At 64.9% G+C, this 18,416-nt stretch carries 13 protein-coding genes; 7 read left to right on the top strand and 6 right to left on the bottom strand.

All coding sequences use genetic code 11. The features are described 5' to 3' along the window. Positions 1–51: 51 nt before the first annotated feature. Together ACEN96_RS18255 and ACEN96_RS18250 are read left to right on the top strand one after the other, a co-directional pair. Complete coding sequence (locus tag ACEN96_RS18255) at positions 52–1,743, top strand: GMC family oxidoreductase (RefSeq protein ID WP_495588642.1); 1,692 nt, start codon at positions 52–54, stop codon at positions 1,741–1,743. Positions 1,744–1,865: 122 nt separating this feature from the next. After that, positions 1,866–2,942 (top strand): porin, encoded by a 1,077-nt coding sequence (locus ACEN96_RS18250; protein ID WP_495584488.1) that lies wholly within the window; start codon positions 1,866–1,868, stop codon positions 2,940–2,942. A 447-nt stretch (positions 2,943–3,389) separates the two neighbouring features. On the opposite strand, the gene ACEN96_RS18245 is transcribed toward ACEN96_RS18250, so the two are convergent. Next, positions 3,390–4,724, bottom strand: a complete 1,335-nt coding sequence (locus tag ACEN96_RS18245; RefSeq protein WP_495584487.1) for a hypothetical protein — start codon at positions 4,722–4,724, stop codon at positions 3,390–3,392. Between the two features lie 178 nt (positions 4,725–4,902). Between ACEN96_RS18245 and ACEN96_RS18240 the strand changes: the two genes are divergently transcribed. Both ACEN96_RS18240 and ACEN96_RS18235 read left to right on the top strand, forming a co-directional pair. After that, positions 4,903–6,663, top strand: a complete 1,761-nt coding sequence (locus ACEN96_RS18240) for a hypothetical protein (protein WP_495584486.1) — start codon at positions 4,903–4,905, stop codon at positions 6,661–6,663. Continuing rightward, the gene (locus ACEN96_RS18235; protein ID WP_495584485.1) at positions 6,660–9,773 is read left to right on the top strand and encodes an AAA family ATPase; all 3,114 of its coding nucleotides are present in this window, start codon (positions 6,660–6,662) and stop codon (positions 9,771–9,773) included. Before ACEN96_RS18240 ends, ACEN96_RS18235 begins: the two co-directional genes overlap by 4 nt. Before the next feature lie 448 nt (positions 9,774–10,221). On the opposite strand, the gene ACEN96_RS18230 is transcribed toward ACEN96_RS18235, so the two are convergent. Then, positions 10,222–10,518, bottom strand: coding sequence for a hypothetical protein (locus ACEN96_RS18230; protein WP_495584484.1), 297 nt, complete (start codon positions 10,516–10,518; stop codon positions 10,222–10,224). Position 10,519: 1 nt separating this feature from the next. Continuing rightward, complete coding sequence (locus ACEN96_RS18225) at positions 10,520–11,014, bottom strand: hypothetical protein (RefSeq protein ID WP_495584483.1); 495 nt, start codon at positions 11,012–11,014, stop codon at positions 10,520–10,522. Here ACEN96_RS18225 and ACEN96_RS18220 point away from each other — a divergent pair. Both ACEN96_RS18220 and ACEN96_RS18215 read left to right on the top strand, forming a co-directional pair. Beyond that, entirely contained in the window at positions 11,013–11,435 is a 423-nt protein-coding gene (locus ACEN96_RS18220) for a hypothetical protein (protein ID WP_495584482.1), read from the top strand. The genes ACEN96_RS18225 and ACEN96_RS18220 overlap by 2 nt on opposite strands. 119 nt (positions 11,436–11,554) lie before the next feature. Beyond that, positions 11,555–11,872, top strand: coding sequence for a hypothetical protein (locus ACEN96_RS18215; protein WP_495584481.1), 318 nt, complete (start codon positions 11,555–11,557; stop codon positions 11,870–11,872). Positions 11,873–12,127: 255 nt separating this feature from the next. Here the strand turns inward: ACEN96_RS18215 and ACEN96_RS18210 are convergent, their stop codons facing one another. Further along, entirely contained in the window at positions 12,128–13,573 is a 1,446-nt protein-coding gene (locus ACEN96_RS18210) for an MFS transporter (protein ID WP_495584480.1), read from the bottom strand. Between the two features lie 237 nt (positions 13,574–13,810). Here ACEN96_RS18210 and ACEN96_RS18205 point away from each other — a divergent pair, with 237 nt between their 5' ends. Beyond that, entirely contained in the window at positions 13,811–14,002 is a 192-nt protein-coding gene (locus tag ACEN96_RS18205) for a hypothetical protein (protein WP_495584479.1), read from the top strand. 18 nt (positions 14,003–14,020) lie between these two features. Here the strand turns inward: ACEN96_RS18205 and ACEN96_RS18200 are convergent, their stop codons facing one another. Continuing rightward, complete coding sequence (locus ACEN96_RS18200; RefSeq protein WP_495584478.1) at positions 14,021–15,412, bottom strand: L-serine ammonia-lyase; 1,392 nt, start codon at positions 15,410–15,412, stop codon at positions 14,021–14,023. A 91-nt stretch (positions 15,413–15,503) separates the two neighbouring features. Continuing rightward, positions 15,504–18,395 (bottom strand): aminomethyl-transferring glycine dehydrogenase, encoded by a 2,892-nt coding sequence (gene gcvP / locus ACEN96_RS18195; protein WP_495584477.1) that lies wholly within the window; start codon positions 18,393–18,395, stop codon positions 15,504–15,506. Positions 18,396–18,416: the final 21 nt, after the last annotated feature.

Here is an 18,416-nt window from a genome sequence, read left to right as displayed (position 1 = left end):
CCGGCGGTCCAGCCCGGCCGCCAGCCCCCGGCGCACGCGACGGCCGCGCCGGTGGCGGGCACCTTCGACTACCTGGTGATCGGCGGCGGCACGGCTGGCGCGCTGCTGTGCAAGCGGCTGACCGACATCCCGCATCGCCAGACGCTGCTGGTCGAGGCGGGCGGCCGGGACGTCCATCCGTGGATCCACATCCCGGTGGGCTACCTGCACTGCATCGGCAACCCCCGCACCGACTGGCTCTACACCACGGAGCCGGAGCCCGGCCTGAACGGGCGCAGCCTGCGCTATCCGCGCGGCAAGACGCTGGGGGGCTGCTCCAGCATCAACGGGATGATCTACATGCGCGGCCAGGCGCGCGACTACAACCGGTGGGCCGACCTGCTGGCCGACGACGCCTGGCGATGGAGCCGGGTGCTGCCGGTCTTCAAGAAGCACGAGGACCATTTCGCCGGCGCCAACGAATGGCATGGCGCGGGCGGCGAGTGGCGCGTCGAGCGGCAACGCCTGCGCTGGGACATCCTGGACGCCTTCGCCGAGGCCGCGGAGCAGGCGGGGGTGCCGCGCACCTCGGACTTCAACCGCGGCACCAACGAAGGGGTGGGCTACTTCCAGGTCAATCAGCGCGGCGGCTGGCGCTGGAACACGGCCAAGGCCTTCCTGCGGCCCGCCTGCGAGGGGCGCGCCAACTTCCAGATGTGGGTCAACAGCCGCGCCACGCGGCTGCTGTGGGGCGTGGCGGAGGACGGCCGCCCGCGCTGCATCGGCGCGGAGATCTGGGACGGCCGGCAGCGCGTGACGGTGCTGGCCCGCCACGAGGTCATCGTCTGCGCCGGCGCCATCGGGTCGCCGCAGCTGCTGCAGCTCTCGGGCGTGGGCGAGCCGGCGCTGCTCCACCGGCTGGGCATTCCGGTGAAGGTGGCCTCGCCCGGCGTGGGCGCCAACCTGCAGGACCACCTGCAGATCCGGGCGGTGTACCGCATCGAGGGCGCCGAGACGCTCAACGTGCTGGCGGCCAGCCTGTGGGGCCGCGCGCGCATCGGCATGGAGTACCTGGTCAAGCGCAGCGGCCCGATGAGCATGGCGCCGTCGCAGCTCGGGGCCTTCACGCGGAGTTCCCCGATGCATGCCTGGCCCAACCTCCAGTACCACGTCCAGCCGCTGTCGCTCGACGCCTTCGGCGAGCCGCTGCACGACTTCCCCGCCTTCACCGCCAGCGTGTGCAACCTCAATCCCACCAGCCGTGGCACGGTGCGGATCCGCAGCCCGTATTTCGAGGACGCGCCGGCGATCGCGCCCAACTACCTCAGCACCGAGGAGGACCGCCAGGTGGCGGCCGACTCCCTGCGGGTGACGCGGCGCATCGTGAGGCAGCCGGCGCTGGCGCGCTACCGGCCGCAGGAATGGAAACCCGGCCCGCAGTACCAGACCGACGAGGACCTGGCGCGGCTGGCCGGTGACATCGCCACCACCATCTTCCATCCGGTGGGCACCACCCGCATGGGGCGCGATGGCGATCCGATGGCGGTGCTGGACAGCCGGCTGCGCGTGCGCGGCGCGCGGGGCCTGCGCGTCGTCGATGCGGGCGCGATGCCGCTGATCACCAGCGGCAACACCAACAGCCCGACGCTGATGTTGGCCGAGATGGCGGCCGGCTGGATCCAGGAAGAAGCGGCCGCCGACGCCGACGCCGCCGCCCTGGCGCTGTGGCCGCGCGGCGCCGCCGGCGCCGCCGGCGCCTGCTGAGCCGCCCCCGCTCCCTACTCAAGCAACGCTCGCGCACACCCCGTGGCGCGGGTGTGGGCGCCCCTGCGCCCGCGAATCTCAATCACGGGGGGAAACCACCGTTTCATGGATTGGATAGTCAGATGAAAAACAGCCTTATCGGGTCGGCTTCCACGTCGGCTTGCGCGATCACGGCCGCCATCGCGCTGGCCGCGCCGGCCGGCGCTTCGGCCCAGAGCAGCGTGACCGTCTACGGGCGCGTCGTCGCCGGCGTCGAGTACATCGACAAGGTGCGGGACCCGGCGTCCGGCCGTGCCGAGTCGCTCACCCGCACCGCCAGCAACCAGTGGGGCACCAGCATGCTGGGCTTCAAGGGGACGGAGGACCTGGGGGGCGGGCTCAACGCCTACTTCCTGCTGGAGAGCGGCTTCGGCAGCACCACGGGGCGGACCAACGCGCCGCCGTTCTTCAACCGCCGCTCGTACGTGGGGCTGGGCAGCAAGGACTGGGGGCGGCTGCAGTTCGGCAAGAACCTGTTCAACACCAATGATGTCTGGCACCTGGATCCGACCGGGCAGCAGTTCATCAGCAGCGCGACGCTGGTGCGCGGACGCAGCTGGGTGGGCGCGGACAACGTGATCGAGTACACCACGCCGTCCTGGGGCGGCTTCACCGCCAACGCGCAGCTGAGCCTGGGCGAGCAGGCCGGCGGCAACCGCAAGCTGCGGGCCGAGGGCGTGTCGCTCGCCTACGTCCGTGAAGGGCTGGAGCTGCGCGGCATCCATACCGCCCGGCGCGATGCCAACGGCCTGTTCAGCGACGTCTACACCCATTCGAAGCAGACGGTGGCGGGCGGCACCTACCGCCTGGGCGCGTCGAAGCTGTTCGCCGCGTACGAGCACATCACCGCGGGCGCGGCGCCGGCGAACGCGCCGACGCGGCTGCGCCATGCGTGGCTGGGCATCCGCCATGACGTGACGCCGGCGCTGACGCTGATCGGCGCCGGGTACCACGTCAGCGCGAACCGCAACCATGGCAAGGCGACGGTCCTGATGGTCGGGGCGGACTACGCGCTGTCCAAGCGCAGCTTCCTGTACGCCTCGCTGGGCGGCGTGAACAACTCGGGCGCGGCCAACTACGCGGCGGACGTGTCCGCCAACGGACCGGGCGCGGGCGCCGGGCAGCGCGCGGTGTACGCGGGGATGGGGCACAGTTTCTGACAGCGCGCCCCTTGGCGCTTCGAGCAGTGCGGTTGCACGCCGAAGCGCCTTTCGTCCGGCGTTTCCGGTCCGTGGGTCGCAAGACGTGCCGGCGGCCGTCTTGCAAGGAGCGGGTGAACGGCTCGCCGAGAAAAGGAAGGTGGCTCCACGTGGCATCTTGGTGGGATATGAAACAGTTGGCTTGAGGAGCTCGGAAGCGAATGGCACGTCGCCGAAGAGCCGCCGGACGGCGTAGGCGTACTGTCGGGCGGTGAATACAGGGCGCTCGTCCTCGGTCGCGGCCACCACCACTTGCTCCGCGACCCCATCGGCGACTTCCTAGTTCTCGACGATTGGCTGCAGAGGTGGGTACTTCACAAGCGCGGCCTCCTGCACTTGGCCAGCAGGATTGTCGGTTGACGCCGGCCCGACACGCGGACGTGCGGTCGAAGTGCCAGCATTCCGCTGTCAGTTCTGCTTAACCGGAATGGCCGCATCACTTGCTGCGGCGCGAGCTCTTGCGGGGGCCGCTGGCTGGAGTTGCGGCTGCTCGGTCGGCCGCTGCATCGCCTGAAGTGCCTTCTGCACTTCTAGCTGCTGCTTTAAGACCTCCTGCAGCGCATTCATCTGGTCAGAGTTCCCCTTGTCGATTTCGCGAGCCACGTTCACCTGCCAGATAGTCGCAGCCGCGGTCGCGAACACGGACACAATCGCGCCTCCGAAGAACGCCCACTTCGCCCACCAAATCGAGCGGTTGAAGCGCCCCGTCTCAACCACAGCCGCTTCCTGACCGTTCTTGAGTTCGTCCTTCCAGGCGGGCAACACGTCCTTGATGAGGGTCTCGTTCAAGCTGACGACGACGTTGGTCAAATGCTCCAGTCGGGTGTTTTGCGCCCGGACCTCATCCAACGTGCTGATGGCCGTCTTGCCGTGCGTCGTGTCCTCGAAGGCAGGAGGCCGCATCACGCGAAGGACCTCGGGCGACATGATGCGCGACTCAGGCATGGACAACACCGGGGGAGTGACCTTGAATCCCTTGGCAAGGTCAGCGACGCGTTGAGCATCAAGCATTGCCCGCGCCGTCATGGTCTCCGTCTTTCGAAGATGCTCCTCGAGGGTCGGCCCCAGGCCTGCGCCTTTGAGTACGTCGGCCATCTGATTGGGATGGTTGGCCGACATCAACTTGGACAGGGTATCTGACACGCCGCCCGAGTTCACGCCCTTCAGCGCCTCGCTGAGCGCCTCCGCCGCGGTGTGACCGAACGCAGCTTGAATCCTGTCGCTCGTCGCTGCCAACTGAGCCTTCTTGAGCTCGGCCAACTGGTCCATGCCCGCCTGGAGTCGACTCATCGGCCCCTCGCCGAGATAGCTGTACTTGTCACCGATGGCGCGCCTCATCGCTTCGCCAGCGGAGTTGGCCAGGTCATCCCATCGCTTCTTTGCATCGAGCGCCGCCGCACCAATCTCTTCAAAGGTTGTCGGGGCCGTGAGCCAACTCCACCGATTCTGTTCTCTGAGCGCGATGCCTGCCGCAGCGAGGTCTTCCTCACTGAGAAGGTTGACGTCGTCCTCGCCGATGCCCGTCTTGTCTTGGAGGCCGTCGCTTCGGCCAAGACATTGAGCGAGCACCCGCCGGCCAATTTCGGCTGTCTCGCCCTCCAACGCCTGCAGCTCACGTCCTCCGATAGCTCTCAAGTAGAGCGTGCCTGCCGTCGTGTGGAGAACCTTCTTTGGTCGATTCAACGAAATCTTTACTGGGGCCTTCCCATCTGGTCGGCCGACTTGTTCCTTCTCGTCGCTCAAGCTTCCTCCCTAGCCAGTTCAGCGGTGCTACCGAGCACCTGATGCGGTCATCGCACTTTCGTTGGCGTCTCCCCTCGGACTGGGGGGAGTTCACCCGGGTACCTTCTCATCACGCGCCCGTAACGGATTGATACGATGCCCTAAAAAGCGAGATTAGGCACTACAGGGAGGCCATGAAATGAATGTCGACAACATCGTCGACGTCGGCGATTTTCTTGCCGAGCGCGGGTTGTCGAACCCGGCGCTGGAGGTCCTGCAGGCCACCGAGAAGAGTTATCGCGCGTTGCTGTTCCAACCGTCAGGCCCATTCATCGGCAACACGACACGCATCGGCCCGGCTGACCTGGATTTCGCAGACCGCCAAGCGACTGCGCTGTTTGAGATGGCGACCAAGCATGGCCACCATCTCGTCGTCACGCCCGAGTACTACCTCCCCATCAAGACGCTTCTAGCCTGCGTCCACGGGAACAACTTCCCCGCAACGGATGCCATCTGGGTGCTCGGCTGCGAGAGCATGACGCCCACCCAGCTAGCCGCGTTCAAGGCCGAGGCAGAGAGCACAGGGAAGTGCTTGGTCTTTCATGAGAAGGACAAGGCAGCTCCCGCACAGGGCATCTACTACGACCCGGTGGCGTACTGCTTCCTTTCCACAGACAAGGCGACGGGGGAAGAGCGACGCGTCGTACTTATCCAGTTCAAGACGATTTCATCGAAGGACGACCAGTACTTCGAGAACGCCGTCCTCCGCACAGGCAAGCTCATCTATCAGTTCCACGGGCCCAGGAAACGCCTCGCGCTCGCCTCCATCATCTGCTCTGACGCCTTCAATATCACAGACGACAGGGACGTCCTGCTGCAACTCACGGAGAACTCCACGCTCCTTCACATCCAGCTGAACCCGAAGCCGCGAAACGCCGACTATCTGAAGTACCGAGTAGATACCTTCCGTCGTACCGAGCGCACCAGCAATTGCGACATCGTCTGCCTGAACTGGGCGGAGGACATTGTCTTCATGGAGCGGGAGGGCGGAAATGGGCATGAGTGGAAGAACGAGGCAGGGTCTGCCTGGTATCTACCACACGACCGCGCCTCGTCCGACGACGCTCTTGTGGAACAGAACGAGCGCAACGGCCTTTACTACTCGTGGCACAGACGGAAGCGGCACGTACTCCACTTCCACTACGCGCCGGCGGTTTTCGAGTTCAGCGTGCCCAAGGTCGTGCACACGGGCCTGCAGCTCCACGCTGTCTCCACTGGCCCGACGCTGGAAGCGCGACACGTCTGGGACGAGACGACTGGCTGGGTTGCCCAGACCGCATGCGCTGATACCGGTCTCGTTCAGCTGTTCGCGTGCGATGCAAAGGTAACTACGGCCTTCTCCGAGCTCGCGAAGAATGAAAGTCGCCTTCGAATTGAGCGCGCCGTAGCGCTCTCTTGCGGCCTCACCTCTGGCGCCGATGATTGGTACGCCGCTGGGACGTTGAAGTCCCTGAGCATGAGCGATGACGAGGTGACCAGGCGACTGACCGTCCGACTGGAACGCAACGAGGATTCAGACGCCGCCAGGCATGGGCAGCTGACGAACGTGTCGCTCCTGCACGAGATTCTGGCGACCGCGCCGCTGCCTCTTCAGATTCGAAACCTAAGCGGTGGCGGGGCTTCGATTTACTGGTCCAAGAAGTCGCCGCACACCAACGTTGTAAAGAACGGCGTTGAACCCGCACACGTTGCGTTTCTTGGACTTGAGCCAGCCCCTAGACGAATAGAGGATGCCTGCGACGCCGCTTATGGACTGCTGCACCGTGAGAACGAGCCCGGACGACGGACTCGCGTAGCGGTCTGCTACCTCACTCTCGCTGGCCCTGTGTTCGCCCCCATCAAGCAGCTGACTCACATCGCCGATGACGGCAAGAGTGCCACCTCATATCTCCGGGCATGACTATGCAACTACTCGAATCTGCACGACAAAAGGTCGCTCAGCTGCTGGCGAGCGTCGAAGACGTCGAGGAAGCGGTTGTCCGCGGCGAGCGTCTGCACAAGGGCCAATGCTTTGCGGTCGCCTACGTTGACCTTGCCGATGACGTCGTCGGCCGCGCGCAAGGCCTCCGAGAGTTTCAGGAACGCATCCTTGGCGAGGACTATTTCAGTTCGCCCGGCGACCTCCGTTGGAACAAGTACATCTACATCGTCGCGGGCCCCAAGTCGGTCGAACAACCCGACTTCCAGCGAGCGAAGGCGACCATCGAAGCTGACGAGGACTTCGCCAGAAAGCTGGTCGTATCGGAGGATGAGCTTGCCTCGGTGCTAGGAGCGGCTAAGTACTTCACGCCCTCCGCGAGCTCGCAAGAGTTCGACATCGTCGGGGAGTGGGACAAGCTTCTCACCACCGAGAAAATCGACGGCATCCTCGACCGCCCGGCGAGAACCACCATGGTGGACCGAATTGGTTCGGGCGAGGCAGGTAGAGCGCCAACTTCCAAAAAGGCCCTCACCCTGCATGCCTCCGACAAGCAGTTGCATGAGCGGTGGTTGTCCAGTTTGAGGATGGCTAGCTTCCGTCCTGTGCATGACGGGCGACCAAAGTACGAATTTGGCCAAGTCACACTAATTGCTGGCCCGAATGGGACCGGTAAGACGTCGCTACTCGAAGCGATTGAGTTCTTCTATTGTGGTCAGAACCGGCGCAGTACGTCAGGCACCCATAAGGTGTATGGGACCCTTTGGGACAGTGACAAGGAGCTGTTGGCTACAACCGACTCCGCGCGCCTTCGCGCCAGGTGCTTTCATTGGTACAACCGCGAGGAAAGGACCGCCGAAGGCGTGCTTACCGGCTTCGGCAGATACAACTTCTTGGACACAGACGCCGCTTTCCGCGTGGCTGCGGACTTGGACCCAGAAAAGTTTCCGGAAGACCTCAGCCGTTTGATTGTTGGGGCTGATGCATCTCAAATTTGGTCATATGTGGCCAAACTGACCCCAGAGGTTCAGACCGCTTCTGAACGCGCCTTCCTCTATCTTCAAGATGCCCAAAGAACGCTTGAAGACTCCAAGGGAAAACTCGAAGAGTTGCAAGAGCGACCGTCAGAAGCTAAGGCTCTAAGTGACGCATTTCGGGCGAGTCTTCCAGTCCTTGGCTACCGAGGGCCGCTGTCGGCGGCGCCGTTTGTTTCTGTCGGCGAATCCGAACCAATTCAAGCCGCTTACTCTGCGGTACAGATACTGTTAGCAGCTGGTACCGCGGTCCAAAGTCTTGCATCACTGGACAGGCGAACCCACGACATTGAGAGCGCTCACAGCAAAGTGCTGCCGCTGATTGGACAAATTGAAAATGAATCCGCTCGTATAGCCGAATCGGAAGCGCAAGCCACAAACTTCGAGAATTGGGCAAAGCTGCTAAATCGTTGGAGCGAGTACGTCCAGGAAAACTACGCACCCACTCGAGACCATTACATCCACTGCCGCGACTTGGTTAGCGCAAGCGGCAGCAAACTAGGTGTATTTGCAAATACCACGGCACCCGTAATCGATACAGGGTATACGACGGTTCGCCTGGTGGATGCTCTAAATGGCGCAATTCAAGGCATTGAATCTGCCGCAAATCACGTTGATTCGTTGGATAAGCTGAGCGCGTCGTTTGGTCAAGCTGCCGCACTACGCGCGCAAAGTGCTCAAGAGCTCAAGAGCGCAGTGCTCGCGAGCTTCAGAACTGGCACACCGGCAAACATTTGTCCGGTATGCAAAACAGTGCACGGCGAAGCGGCTCTGGCCGCGCATGTTGAGAGGATTACCGCCGAACTGGCACAGCCGACGGAGCTGACCGAGGTATCGGCCCAACTCAACGCCGCTCGAGAAACGCACAAGCAGTGGTTGGCATGGAGGGGTGTGCTGGAAAGTGTTCAGCAGATTGCTCTGACCCTATCGCTCCCTCTAACTCAATCATGCGGTGAAATCGTCGGCGCACTTTCTATTGCGCAGCGCGAGTTTGAAAACGCCAAAGCGAACTTGGTTCCGGCGACTGAAGCGTTAAATCGGCTTCATCACGCCCAGATGTCTGACGCTGAATACAATCAGATGCTCGTGTCGATAAACACTATCGACACGCTAAATACTCGGGCATACGATACGACAGCGATTGCAACGCATAGTCAGACGTATGCCAATTCTGCCGTACAAGCCCGGGAGCAGATTCAGCCAATTAAGGCGAAAATTACAGAACTGGAAGCCCTGGTTGCACAAGAAATTGGGCGATTGTTCACAGACGGATGGAGGACCCGCGCCACCCAAGCTTCGGGGGTCCGCGCTTTCGCGACATTGCAGCAGGAGATGCTGACGCTGAAAAAACAGCGCGAGGAACTGGTACTCAGATTCGACGTGGGTAATGAAACGAAGCTATCGGATATTGAAGCCGCTCTGGCCGGCATGCTTCGCGCGCTGAACGAGGCAGTTCAAGCCGTATCGCGAGAGGCAACGGCGTCAGCAGATATCGCCACCCTCAGCTCAACGATTGAAAGTCAAAAGAACCATACGGCTGAATTGCTATTGCGACACATGAGACTTGCCGCAGCAGCCACCGCCCTCGACAAGTTAAATTCTGAACTCTCTCTTGAAAGTGCAACAACCAAGTCGTTGGAATCCATCGGCAAGGAGATTAACGAAGCTTTCGCCCGCATTCATTCACCCAACGAATACGAATACGTGGGTAGCGATGGCGTTCTGCTGCGTTCCAAAGAGAGTGAAGAAGATTGGACTCTCCACAAGGTTAGTACTGGGCAACGTGCAGCGTTTGCGCTCTCCGTATTTCTGGCTGTACACCGGACCGCCGCGAAAGCCCCACCGGTCATCCTCATCGACGACCCAGTCGCCCACGTAGATGACTTGAATGCACTGTCGTTCCTCGATTACTTGCGCGACTTGGCAGTGTCGTCCAAAAAGCAAGTTTTCTTTGCAACAGCGGATGCGCGCATCGCCTCGCTGTTCACCCGAAAGTTTGGTTTCCTTGGCGAGAACTTCAAACGAATCGACTTGGTGCGTGAGGTGGACGCGGCATAACCGGAGTTCAGCAGACTTCCAGAGCGCTTGCTTCACGGTGCCCGCGGACCCTCTCAATCGCCACGAGCACTACGCGTCGGTACCGTTGGCAACAAGGGGCTCGAATAGCCAACCAGTGACGTCGGCAACGACCGGCGCGTCCCAGGCGTCGGTCAAGCGCTGGAGCAGCGAGAGAGCGATATCGGCACGGCCGCGGCCACCGACCAGCGTGTAGACCCGTCCTGATTCCGTCGCGACGCATCTGGCGGAGGCGTTGATACGCGTGACCGGTGAGGACACCCGGCTGCGTCCGTTTCGCATGTTCACGCCGACGATGTGGATAGCCGGGCCATCACGCCCAGGGGTCGCAAGCAGGAACACTCGCCAGAGGGCCAGGTGTATGAGACCTTGCCCAGGGTCCCGCCGCGTCTGAGAAAGCGGCAGGTCGACGATGGGCGGCAGTGGTCGGTCAACCAAGTAAACGCTCCGCGCGCAGGACTACCCCTGACCGTCCCATCACGAGACATCGGAAGCGCTGCTCCTCCTCGACCTTCTCGAAGCCGTTCCAGACGTTGGTGCCCCTGGTGAAGGAGAAGATGCGCTCATCGCTTGCGCGCAGATGAACGAGCCCGCGCTCTTCTAGGACCTCGAACACCACGGCCTCGGCCCACGAGGCGGTTTCGCTGCGCAGCTCGTGAATACTGAGCGCTCCATCCATCACGCCTTCCCCAGGCTCCATCTCGGGCAGCGCGCCCTGCACTGCCATCTCATCGAGCGCTGCGATGAGGTTCCTCGGTAGGCCACTCATGTCGACCATCTCTGCGCGAGGGAAAGGCGCGCTTGATGTTCGCCGCGACCTTCAGCGTCGCCTCCAACCTCGTGCCGGCCTCGACTAGCCGCTCCACGGCCAGGATGAAGGGTCGGCGCCAATAGAGGTTGGCCCTGTCGAACTCCGGTCCCAGCAGCTCTTCCAATGCTGCCGGCGAGACAGCCTCATCTAGGGCTGCACCCATCGTGATGTAGAAAGGACATCGCGCCACGTTCACGCCCACGTCGGCCCCGGACTGCATGCGCTGCTGAAGCTCCTCCGGGACAAAATGACCAGCTTCAACGGATTCGCGGTTCAGCCGCTCCGCAGCTTCGATGAGCGCGCGCTGCCGGGCGTCAGGCGTGAATCCAGCTCCAGGCCGCTCTCCAACCGGCTCGGTCTTCGGGACTCTGATGCAGCAATTTGTCCATATGTCCAGAACTCCTCGCGCCATGAAATTCTTGTCTTTGATTTCACTTTGCGTAGCGTTAGGGTTCCTATTCGGTTGCTCAAAGGCCGAGAAAAATAGTGCTACGTTTACATACGCCACCGGCGTCCGGCTGATCGAAGTGTCTGAATGCCATGAAGGCATTGCAAACCGTCATCTCGAGATCAAGCAGACCGGCGCAACCCTTCTGGTGACCGGCGCTATGCCGATGCCATGCCGAGGTTCTTTGGCGGCACCGTACCTCACTGAAACCAACGAGCATCGGGCAACTCTTGTTTTGCATGAAGAGAAAAGCAACTCGCTGTTCAATTCCGGTTGCGACTGCTGGAGGAAGGTATCCATCAGCATTGAGGGTCGCTTACAGACAGGTGACACACTATATGTTTCCAATGATGGCGAAGTCGAAGGGCACTTCCTAGTTCAGTAGCTCCTCAACTAGGAGTGGTAGCTACGACAAGCAGCACGGATTCGCGTGGTCTCGAGTCAAGGGAAATAACAATGACAAATGGACTCTATATCCCGAATCATCGAGTTATGCCGTAAGCCATGATTGCGCACGTCACGATACCGATATTCTCCTCGCCTACCAATCCAATCGGAACTTCCGCAGGTCGGATTCCTTTGGAGCGTTTTCCAAAAATTGGTGAATCGTTGGTGTGGGATGAGTTGACAAAAATCGGGACGTCAACACTGGTCGCCGCGCTTAATACCAGTCGCGTGGACTACCTTGACATGTCTCCGAAAATTAAATCAGTTGACCTCGTCGTTGGACTTGATGGGGTCTATCTTGATTCCGACGCAGCTGCGAGAGAAATTGCGCTTGAACTGGAGAGTAGCTTCGGGCTGGTCTATGTGGACTATTAGAGGAAGGGCCATCAACCTTATCGGCGAGACTCTGCGCAGGTCGGGGCCGCAGTCGTGAGGACAGCGGGCAGGACAGGCAGGCGCCTGGCCTGACACGAAGGCGCGCCGGCCCTCAGGCGGGTTGCCGCAGCGCTGCGGGGCCGACCTTGTTCAGGCGCGGTTCTAGCGCCGGTTCGCGCAAGCAGCGTTTGCTGGGAGCCTGTCGGGGCTGCAGACGCATCTGCAGATGCGTCGTCGCTTGCAGTCGCGCCCGCCTCAGCCGTGTGAGGCAGCCGGCGCGGCCTCGCCCGTCTGCGGCGCCGGCTCCCTCAGCAGCAGCGCGAGCAAGCCGCCCGACGCCGCGAACACCGCGCCGACCGCGAACGCCACGCGGTAGCCGCCGGCCAGCGCCGCCGGCAGGCTGGCGCCCAGCGCCGTCAGCTCGCCGGTGCGCGATGCCGCCAGGCTCGCCAGCACCGCCAGCCCCAGCGAGCCGCCCATCATGAAGGACGTGTTCACCACGCCCGAAGCCAGGCCGGATTCGCTCGGCGCGACCTCGCTCATCGCCGCCAGCAGCACCGGGTTGAAGGCCATGGCCGCGCCCAGGCCCAGCAGCAGCATGCCGGGCAGCACGTCCAGCCAGAAGCCGCCCTCCGCCGGCGCCCGCGCGAACAGCGCCAGCCCCAGCGCCGCGGTCAGCAGGCCGACGCACAGCGGCTTGCGCAGGCCGAAACGCATCACCAGCCTAGCCGACAGTCCCACCGAGAACGACGCCATGATCAGGTTGGCCGGCAGGAACCCCAGCCCGACCCGCATCGCGTCGTAGCCCAGCACCAGCTGCATGTAGAGCGCCGACAGGAAGAACCACGCGAACATCGCCGCGGCCCACAGCACCCCGATCACGTTGGATACCGCCACCGACCTCAGGCGGAACAGCGACAGCGGCATCAGCGGATGCGCCACCCGGGTCTCGAGCGCCAGGAAGGCCGCCAGCAGCACCGCCGATGCGCCCAGCAGCGCCAGCGTCCGGGTCGAGGTCCAGCCGGCCTCGTTGCCGTTGACGACCGCGTAGACCGCCAGCAGCAGCGACAGCGTGACCGTGATCGCGCCGGCCCAGTCCAGCACCTCGTCCGGCGCCGTCGGGCCGCCGCGCTCGATCAGCCACAGGCACAGCCCGATCACCAGCGCGCCGATCGGCAGGTTGACCAGGAAGATCCAGTGCCAGCTCAGCGTGCTGGTCAGCAGGCCGCCCAGCAGCACGCCGATGCTGCCGCCGCTGGCGCAGACGAAACCGTAGACGCCCATGGCCTTGGCGCGCTCGGCGGGCTCGGTGAACATGTTCATGATCAGCGACAGCGAGATCGCCGCCACCGCCGCGCCGCCCAGCCCCTGCACGGCCCGCGCCGCGATCAGCAGCTCCTGCGTGCGCGCCAGGCCGCAGGCCGCCGACGCCGCGGTGAACAGCGCCAGCCCGGCCAGGAAGGTGCGCCGGTGGCCGTACAGGTCGCCCAGCCGTCCGCCGAGCAGCATGAAGCCGCCGAAGGTCAGCATGTAGGCATTGACGACCCAGACCAGCGAGGTCTCGGTGAAGCCCAGGTCGGCCCGGATCGAGGGCAGCGCCACATTCACGATGGTGGTGTCCAGCACCATCATCAGCACGCCCAGGCAGAGCACGCCGAGCGCCAGCCAGCGGCGCCGTGTCGGATCAAGGGAGGCAGTCATGGGGATTCGCGTCCGTGGAGTGGAGGGTGGCAGGACCCGTGACAGCTTCGTGAAGACAGACGGGGTATCGCCTCACGACGATCGGGACTGACGGATTTCGACATCCTCGCTGTCATCCTCGCTGTCGGTGGATCGCCGACGCGCGCTGACGTCATCGCAGGACCCGGTGATGCGTCATCCGCGTCTGCCTCGCGGGCCAGCGCGGGTGGACCATGCGTCAGATCGACAGGAGACCCCATGAGCATCACCAAGCACGCCAAAGCCGCGAGGACCGAACGTACCAGCATGTTCAAGACCGCGCTGTTGCTGAGCAGCCTCGCCATGGTCATCGGACTGGTCTTCAGCGCGGTCCAGGACGCGCGCGGCGCGGACCGCGACGCCGGGTCCGCCCCGGCGCCGCTCACGGCCGGGGCCGGCGACGACAGCTGACGGTCCGCCGCCGGCGCGTCAGCATTCGACGATGTTGACCGCCAGACCGCCGCGGGCGGTCTCCTTGTACTTGGTCATCATGTCCGCGCCGGTTTCGCGCATCGTCTTGATGACCTTGTCCAGGCTCACGTGATGGGTGCCGTCGCCGCGCAGCGCCATGCGCGCCGCGTTGATGGCCTTGACCGACGCGATCGCGTTGCGCTCGATGCAGGGGATCTGCACCAGGCCGCCGACCGGGTCGCAGGTCAGGCCCAGGTGGTGTTCCATGCCGATCTCGGCGGCGTTCTCGGCCTGGGCCGGCGTGCCGCCCATCACCGCGCACAGCGCGCCCGCGGCCATCGAGCAGGCCACGCCGACCTCGCCCTGGCAGCCGACTTCCGCGCCCGAGATCGACGCGTTCTCCTTGTAGAGGATGCCGATCGCCGCGGCGGTCAGCAGGAAGTCGACGATGCCGTCCTCGCTGGCGCCATGCACGAAGCGCGCGTAGTAGTGCAGCACCGCCGGCACGATGCCGGCCGCGCCGTTGGTCGGCGCCGTCACGACGCGGCCGCCGGCGGCGTTCTCTTCATTGACCGCCAGCGCGTACAGGTTGACCCAGTCCATCACCTGCAGCGGATCGCGCAGCGCCGCCTCGGGATGCGCGACCAGATCGCGGTAGAGCGCCGCCGAGCGCCGCTTCACCTTGAAGCCGCCCGGCAGGATGCCCTCGGTGCGGCAGCCGCGCTGCACGCAGTCCTGCATCACGCGCCAGATCTTGAGCAGGCCGGCGCGCGTCTCCTCGTCGGGGCGCCAGTGGCGCTCGTTGCGGCGCATGATCTCGGCGATCGAGCAGCCTTCCTGCTCCGCCAGCGCCAGCAGCTCCGCGCCGGTCTTGAACGGGTAGGGCAGCACCGTCGTGTCGGGCGCGATCTGCTTCTGCTTGGAGCCGTCCGCCAGCACCTCCTCGCTGACGACGAAGCCGCCGCCCACCGAGTAATAGACGCGGTTCTGGAGCTCGTTGCCGTCGGCGTCATAGGCGATCAGCCGCATGCCGTTGGCGTGCAGCGGCAGGCTCTGGCGGCGGTACATGACGAGGTCGCGGGCCTCGTCGAAGGCGACCGCATGGTCGCCGCCCAGCGCAATCCGCTTGTCGTCGCGGATCGCGTCGAGGATGCCGGGGATGCGCTCGATGTCGACCGTGTCGGGCTCATGGCCGGCCAGGCCCAGCAGCACGGCCTTGTCCGAGCCATGGCCCTTGCCGGTGGCGCCCAGCGAGCCATACAGCGCGGTGGCCACGCGCACGGTGCGCTCCAGCACGCCCTCGTGCCGCAGGCGCTGCACGAACATGCGCGCGGCGCGCATCGGTCCCACGGTGTGGGAGCTCGACGGCCCGATGCCGATCTTGAACAGATCAAAGACGGAAACTGCCATGGCGGACCTCGTGGCTAACCCTCGTGGCTAACCTTCGTGGGTAACGATGGCCGGATCCCGGCGCTCGTGGCGCGGGACCGGCGACTTCCGATCACTCTTCAGCGTACGCCGAAAGCGGCGGGCAGGAGCAAACCAGGTTGCGGTCGCCGTAGACGTTGTCCACGCGGCCCACCGGGGACCAGTACTTCACATGCCGCAGCGCCGGCACCGGATAGGCGGCGTCGTCGCGGCTGTAGCCGTGCGTCCACTCGGTCTTGAGCAGGCTCTCGGCGGTGTGCGGCGCGTTGACCAGCGGGTTGTCGGTCTGCGGCCAGGCGCCGGACTCGACCTTCGCGATCTCCTCGCGGATCTGGATCATCGCGGCGATGAAGCGGTCCAGCTCGAACCGGGATTCGCTCTCGGTCGGCTCCACCATCAGCGTGCCCGCGACCGGGAAGGACAGCGTCGGCGCGTGGAAGCCGTAGTCGATCAGGCGCTTGGCGACGTCCTCGGCGGAGACGCCGGAGCTGTCCTTGAGCGGGCGCAGGTCCAGGATGCATTCGTGGGCCACGCCGCCGCCCTTGACGCCCGCGATGTTGCCGCTGAAGTGGATGTCGTAGTGGTCGGACAGGCGCGCGGCCACGTAGTTGGCCGAGAGGATCGCGGTCTCGGTCGCGGCCTTCAGGCCGGTCTCACCCATCATGCGGATGTACATCCACGAGATCGGCAGCACCGCCGCGTTGCCCAGCGGGGCCGCGGAGACGGCACCGATGGCGGTCTTCTCGCCCAGGCCCGCCGAGCGGTGCGCCGGCAGGAAGGGCACGAGGTCCTCGACCACGCACACCGGGCCGACGCCCGGGCCGCCGCCGCCGTGCGGGATGCAGAAGGTCTTGTGCAGGTTCAGGTGGGACACGTCGCCGCCGAACTGGCCCGGCGCGGCGATGCCCACCAGCGCGTTCATGTTGGCGCCGTCGACATAGACGCGGCCGCCATGCTCATGCACCAGCGCGCAGATCTCCTTGACGTGCGTGTCGAACACGCCGTACGTCGAGGGGTAGGTGATCATGATCGCCGCCAGCTTGTCGCTGTGCTGCTCGCACTTGGCCTTCAGGTCGGCCAGGTCGATGTTGCCTTCCTTGTCGCACTTGGTGACGACGACCTGCATGCCCACCATCTGCGCCGACGCCGGGTTGGTGCCATGCGCCGATTCGGGGATCAGGCAGATCTTGCGGTGGCCCTCGCCGCGCGACTCGTGCCAGGCCTTGATGATCAGCAGGCCGGCGTACTCGCCCTGCGAGCCGGCATTGGGCTGCAGCGAGACGCCCGCGTAGCCGGTGGCCTGGCACAGCCAGGCCGTCAGCTGCTGGTCCAGCTGCGCGTAGCCCTGCAGCTGGCTCTGCGGCGCGAACGGGTGAACCTGCGCGAACTCGGGCCAGGTGATGGGGATCATCTCGCTGGTCGCGTTGAGCTTCATCGTGCACGAGCCCAGCGGGATCATGCTGCGGTCCAGCGCCAGGTCCTTGTCGGAGAGCAGCCGGATGTAGCGCAGCATCTCCGTCTCGGAGTGGTGGATGTTGAAGATCGGATGCGTCAGGTAGGCGCTGGTGCGCGAGAGCGCGGCCGGCACCAGGGTGGCGGCCGTGGCGCCGGCGAAGGCGTCCGCGACCGGCTTGCCCTCGGCGAAGACCGTCAGCAGCGCCTGGAGGTCGGCGCGGGTGGTGGTCTCGTCCAGCGTCAGGCTGATGCTGTCCTCGCCGGCGCGGCGCAGGTTCATGCCGGCGGCGACCGCGGCGGCCAGCACCGGGCCGGTGTGCGCGCCGGTCTTCACGTGCAGCGTGTCGAAGGCGGTCTCGTGGACCAGCGTCAGGCCCAGGGCCTTCAGGCCCTGGGCCAGCACGGCGGTGTAGGCGGCCACGCGCTGCGCGATGCGCTTGAGGCCCTGCGGGCCGTGATAGACGGCGTACATGCTGGCCACGACGGCCGGCAGCACCTGCGCCGTGCAGATGTTGGAGGTGGCCTTCTCGCGGCGGATGTGCTGCTCGCGGGTCTGCAGCGACAGGCGGTAGGCGGGCTTGCCGTGCGCGTCGACGGACACGCCGACCAGGCGGCCCGGCAGCGAGCGCTTGAACTCGTCGCGGCAGGCCATGTAGGCGGCGTGCGGGCCGCCGGCGCCCATGGGCATGCCAAAGCGCTGCGTGGTGCCGACGGCGATGTCGGCGCCCTGTTCGCCCGGGGAGGCGATCAGCGTCAGCGCCAGCAGGTCGGCCGCGGCCACCAGCAGGCCGCCGCGCGCATGGACCGCGTCGGCGATCGCCTGCAGCGGCCGCACCACGCCGGTCACGCCGGGGTACTGCACCAGCGCGCCGAAGCAGTCGGCCTGGCCGGCGTCCTCGGCCTTGCCGACCTGCACCGTGATGCCCAGCGGCTCGGCGCGGGTGCGCACGACTTCCAGCGTCTGCGGCAGCACGTCGTCGGCGACGAAGAAGGTCTGGCTCTTGCTCTTGGCCATGCGGGCGGCCAGCGTCATCGCCTCGGCGGCGGCGGTGGCCTCGTCCAGCATCGAGGCGTTGGCGATGGCCAGGCCGGTCAGGTCGCAGACCATGGTCTGGAAGTTGACCAGCGCCTCCATGCGGCCTTGCGAGATCTCGGCCTGGTAGGGCGTGTAGGCGGTGTACCAGGCGGGGTTCTCGAGGATGTTGCGCAGGATGACGCCCGGCGTGAGGGTGCCGTGGTAGCCCTGGCCGATGAAGCTCTTCAGGATCCGGTTCTTCCCCGCGATGGCCTTGAGCTCGGCCAGCGCCTGCGACTCGGTCACGGGCTCGGGCAGGTCCATCTTCGCGGCGCGCTTGATGGCGGCCGGGACGATGGCGTCGATCAGCGCGGCGCGCGACGCGGCGCCGATCGCCGACAGCATCAACTGCTCGTCATGGGCGTCGGGGCCGATGTGGCGGGCGTGGAATTCGGAGGCGTTCTCGAGCTCGGCGAAGGAGGGCAGGGCGGACATGGCGGGGCGATCCTGGGGAAA

The organism is Roseateles sp. Mitsp63, from assembly GCF_059491535.1.
This window is presented reverse-complemented; position numbering and strand designations above follow the sequence as displayed.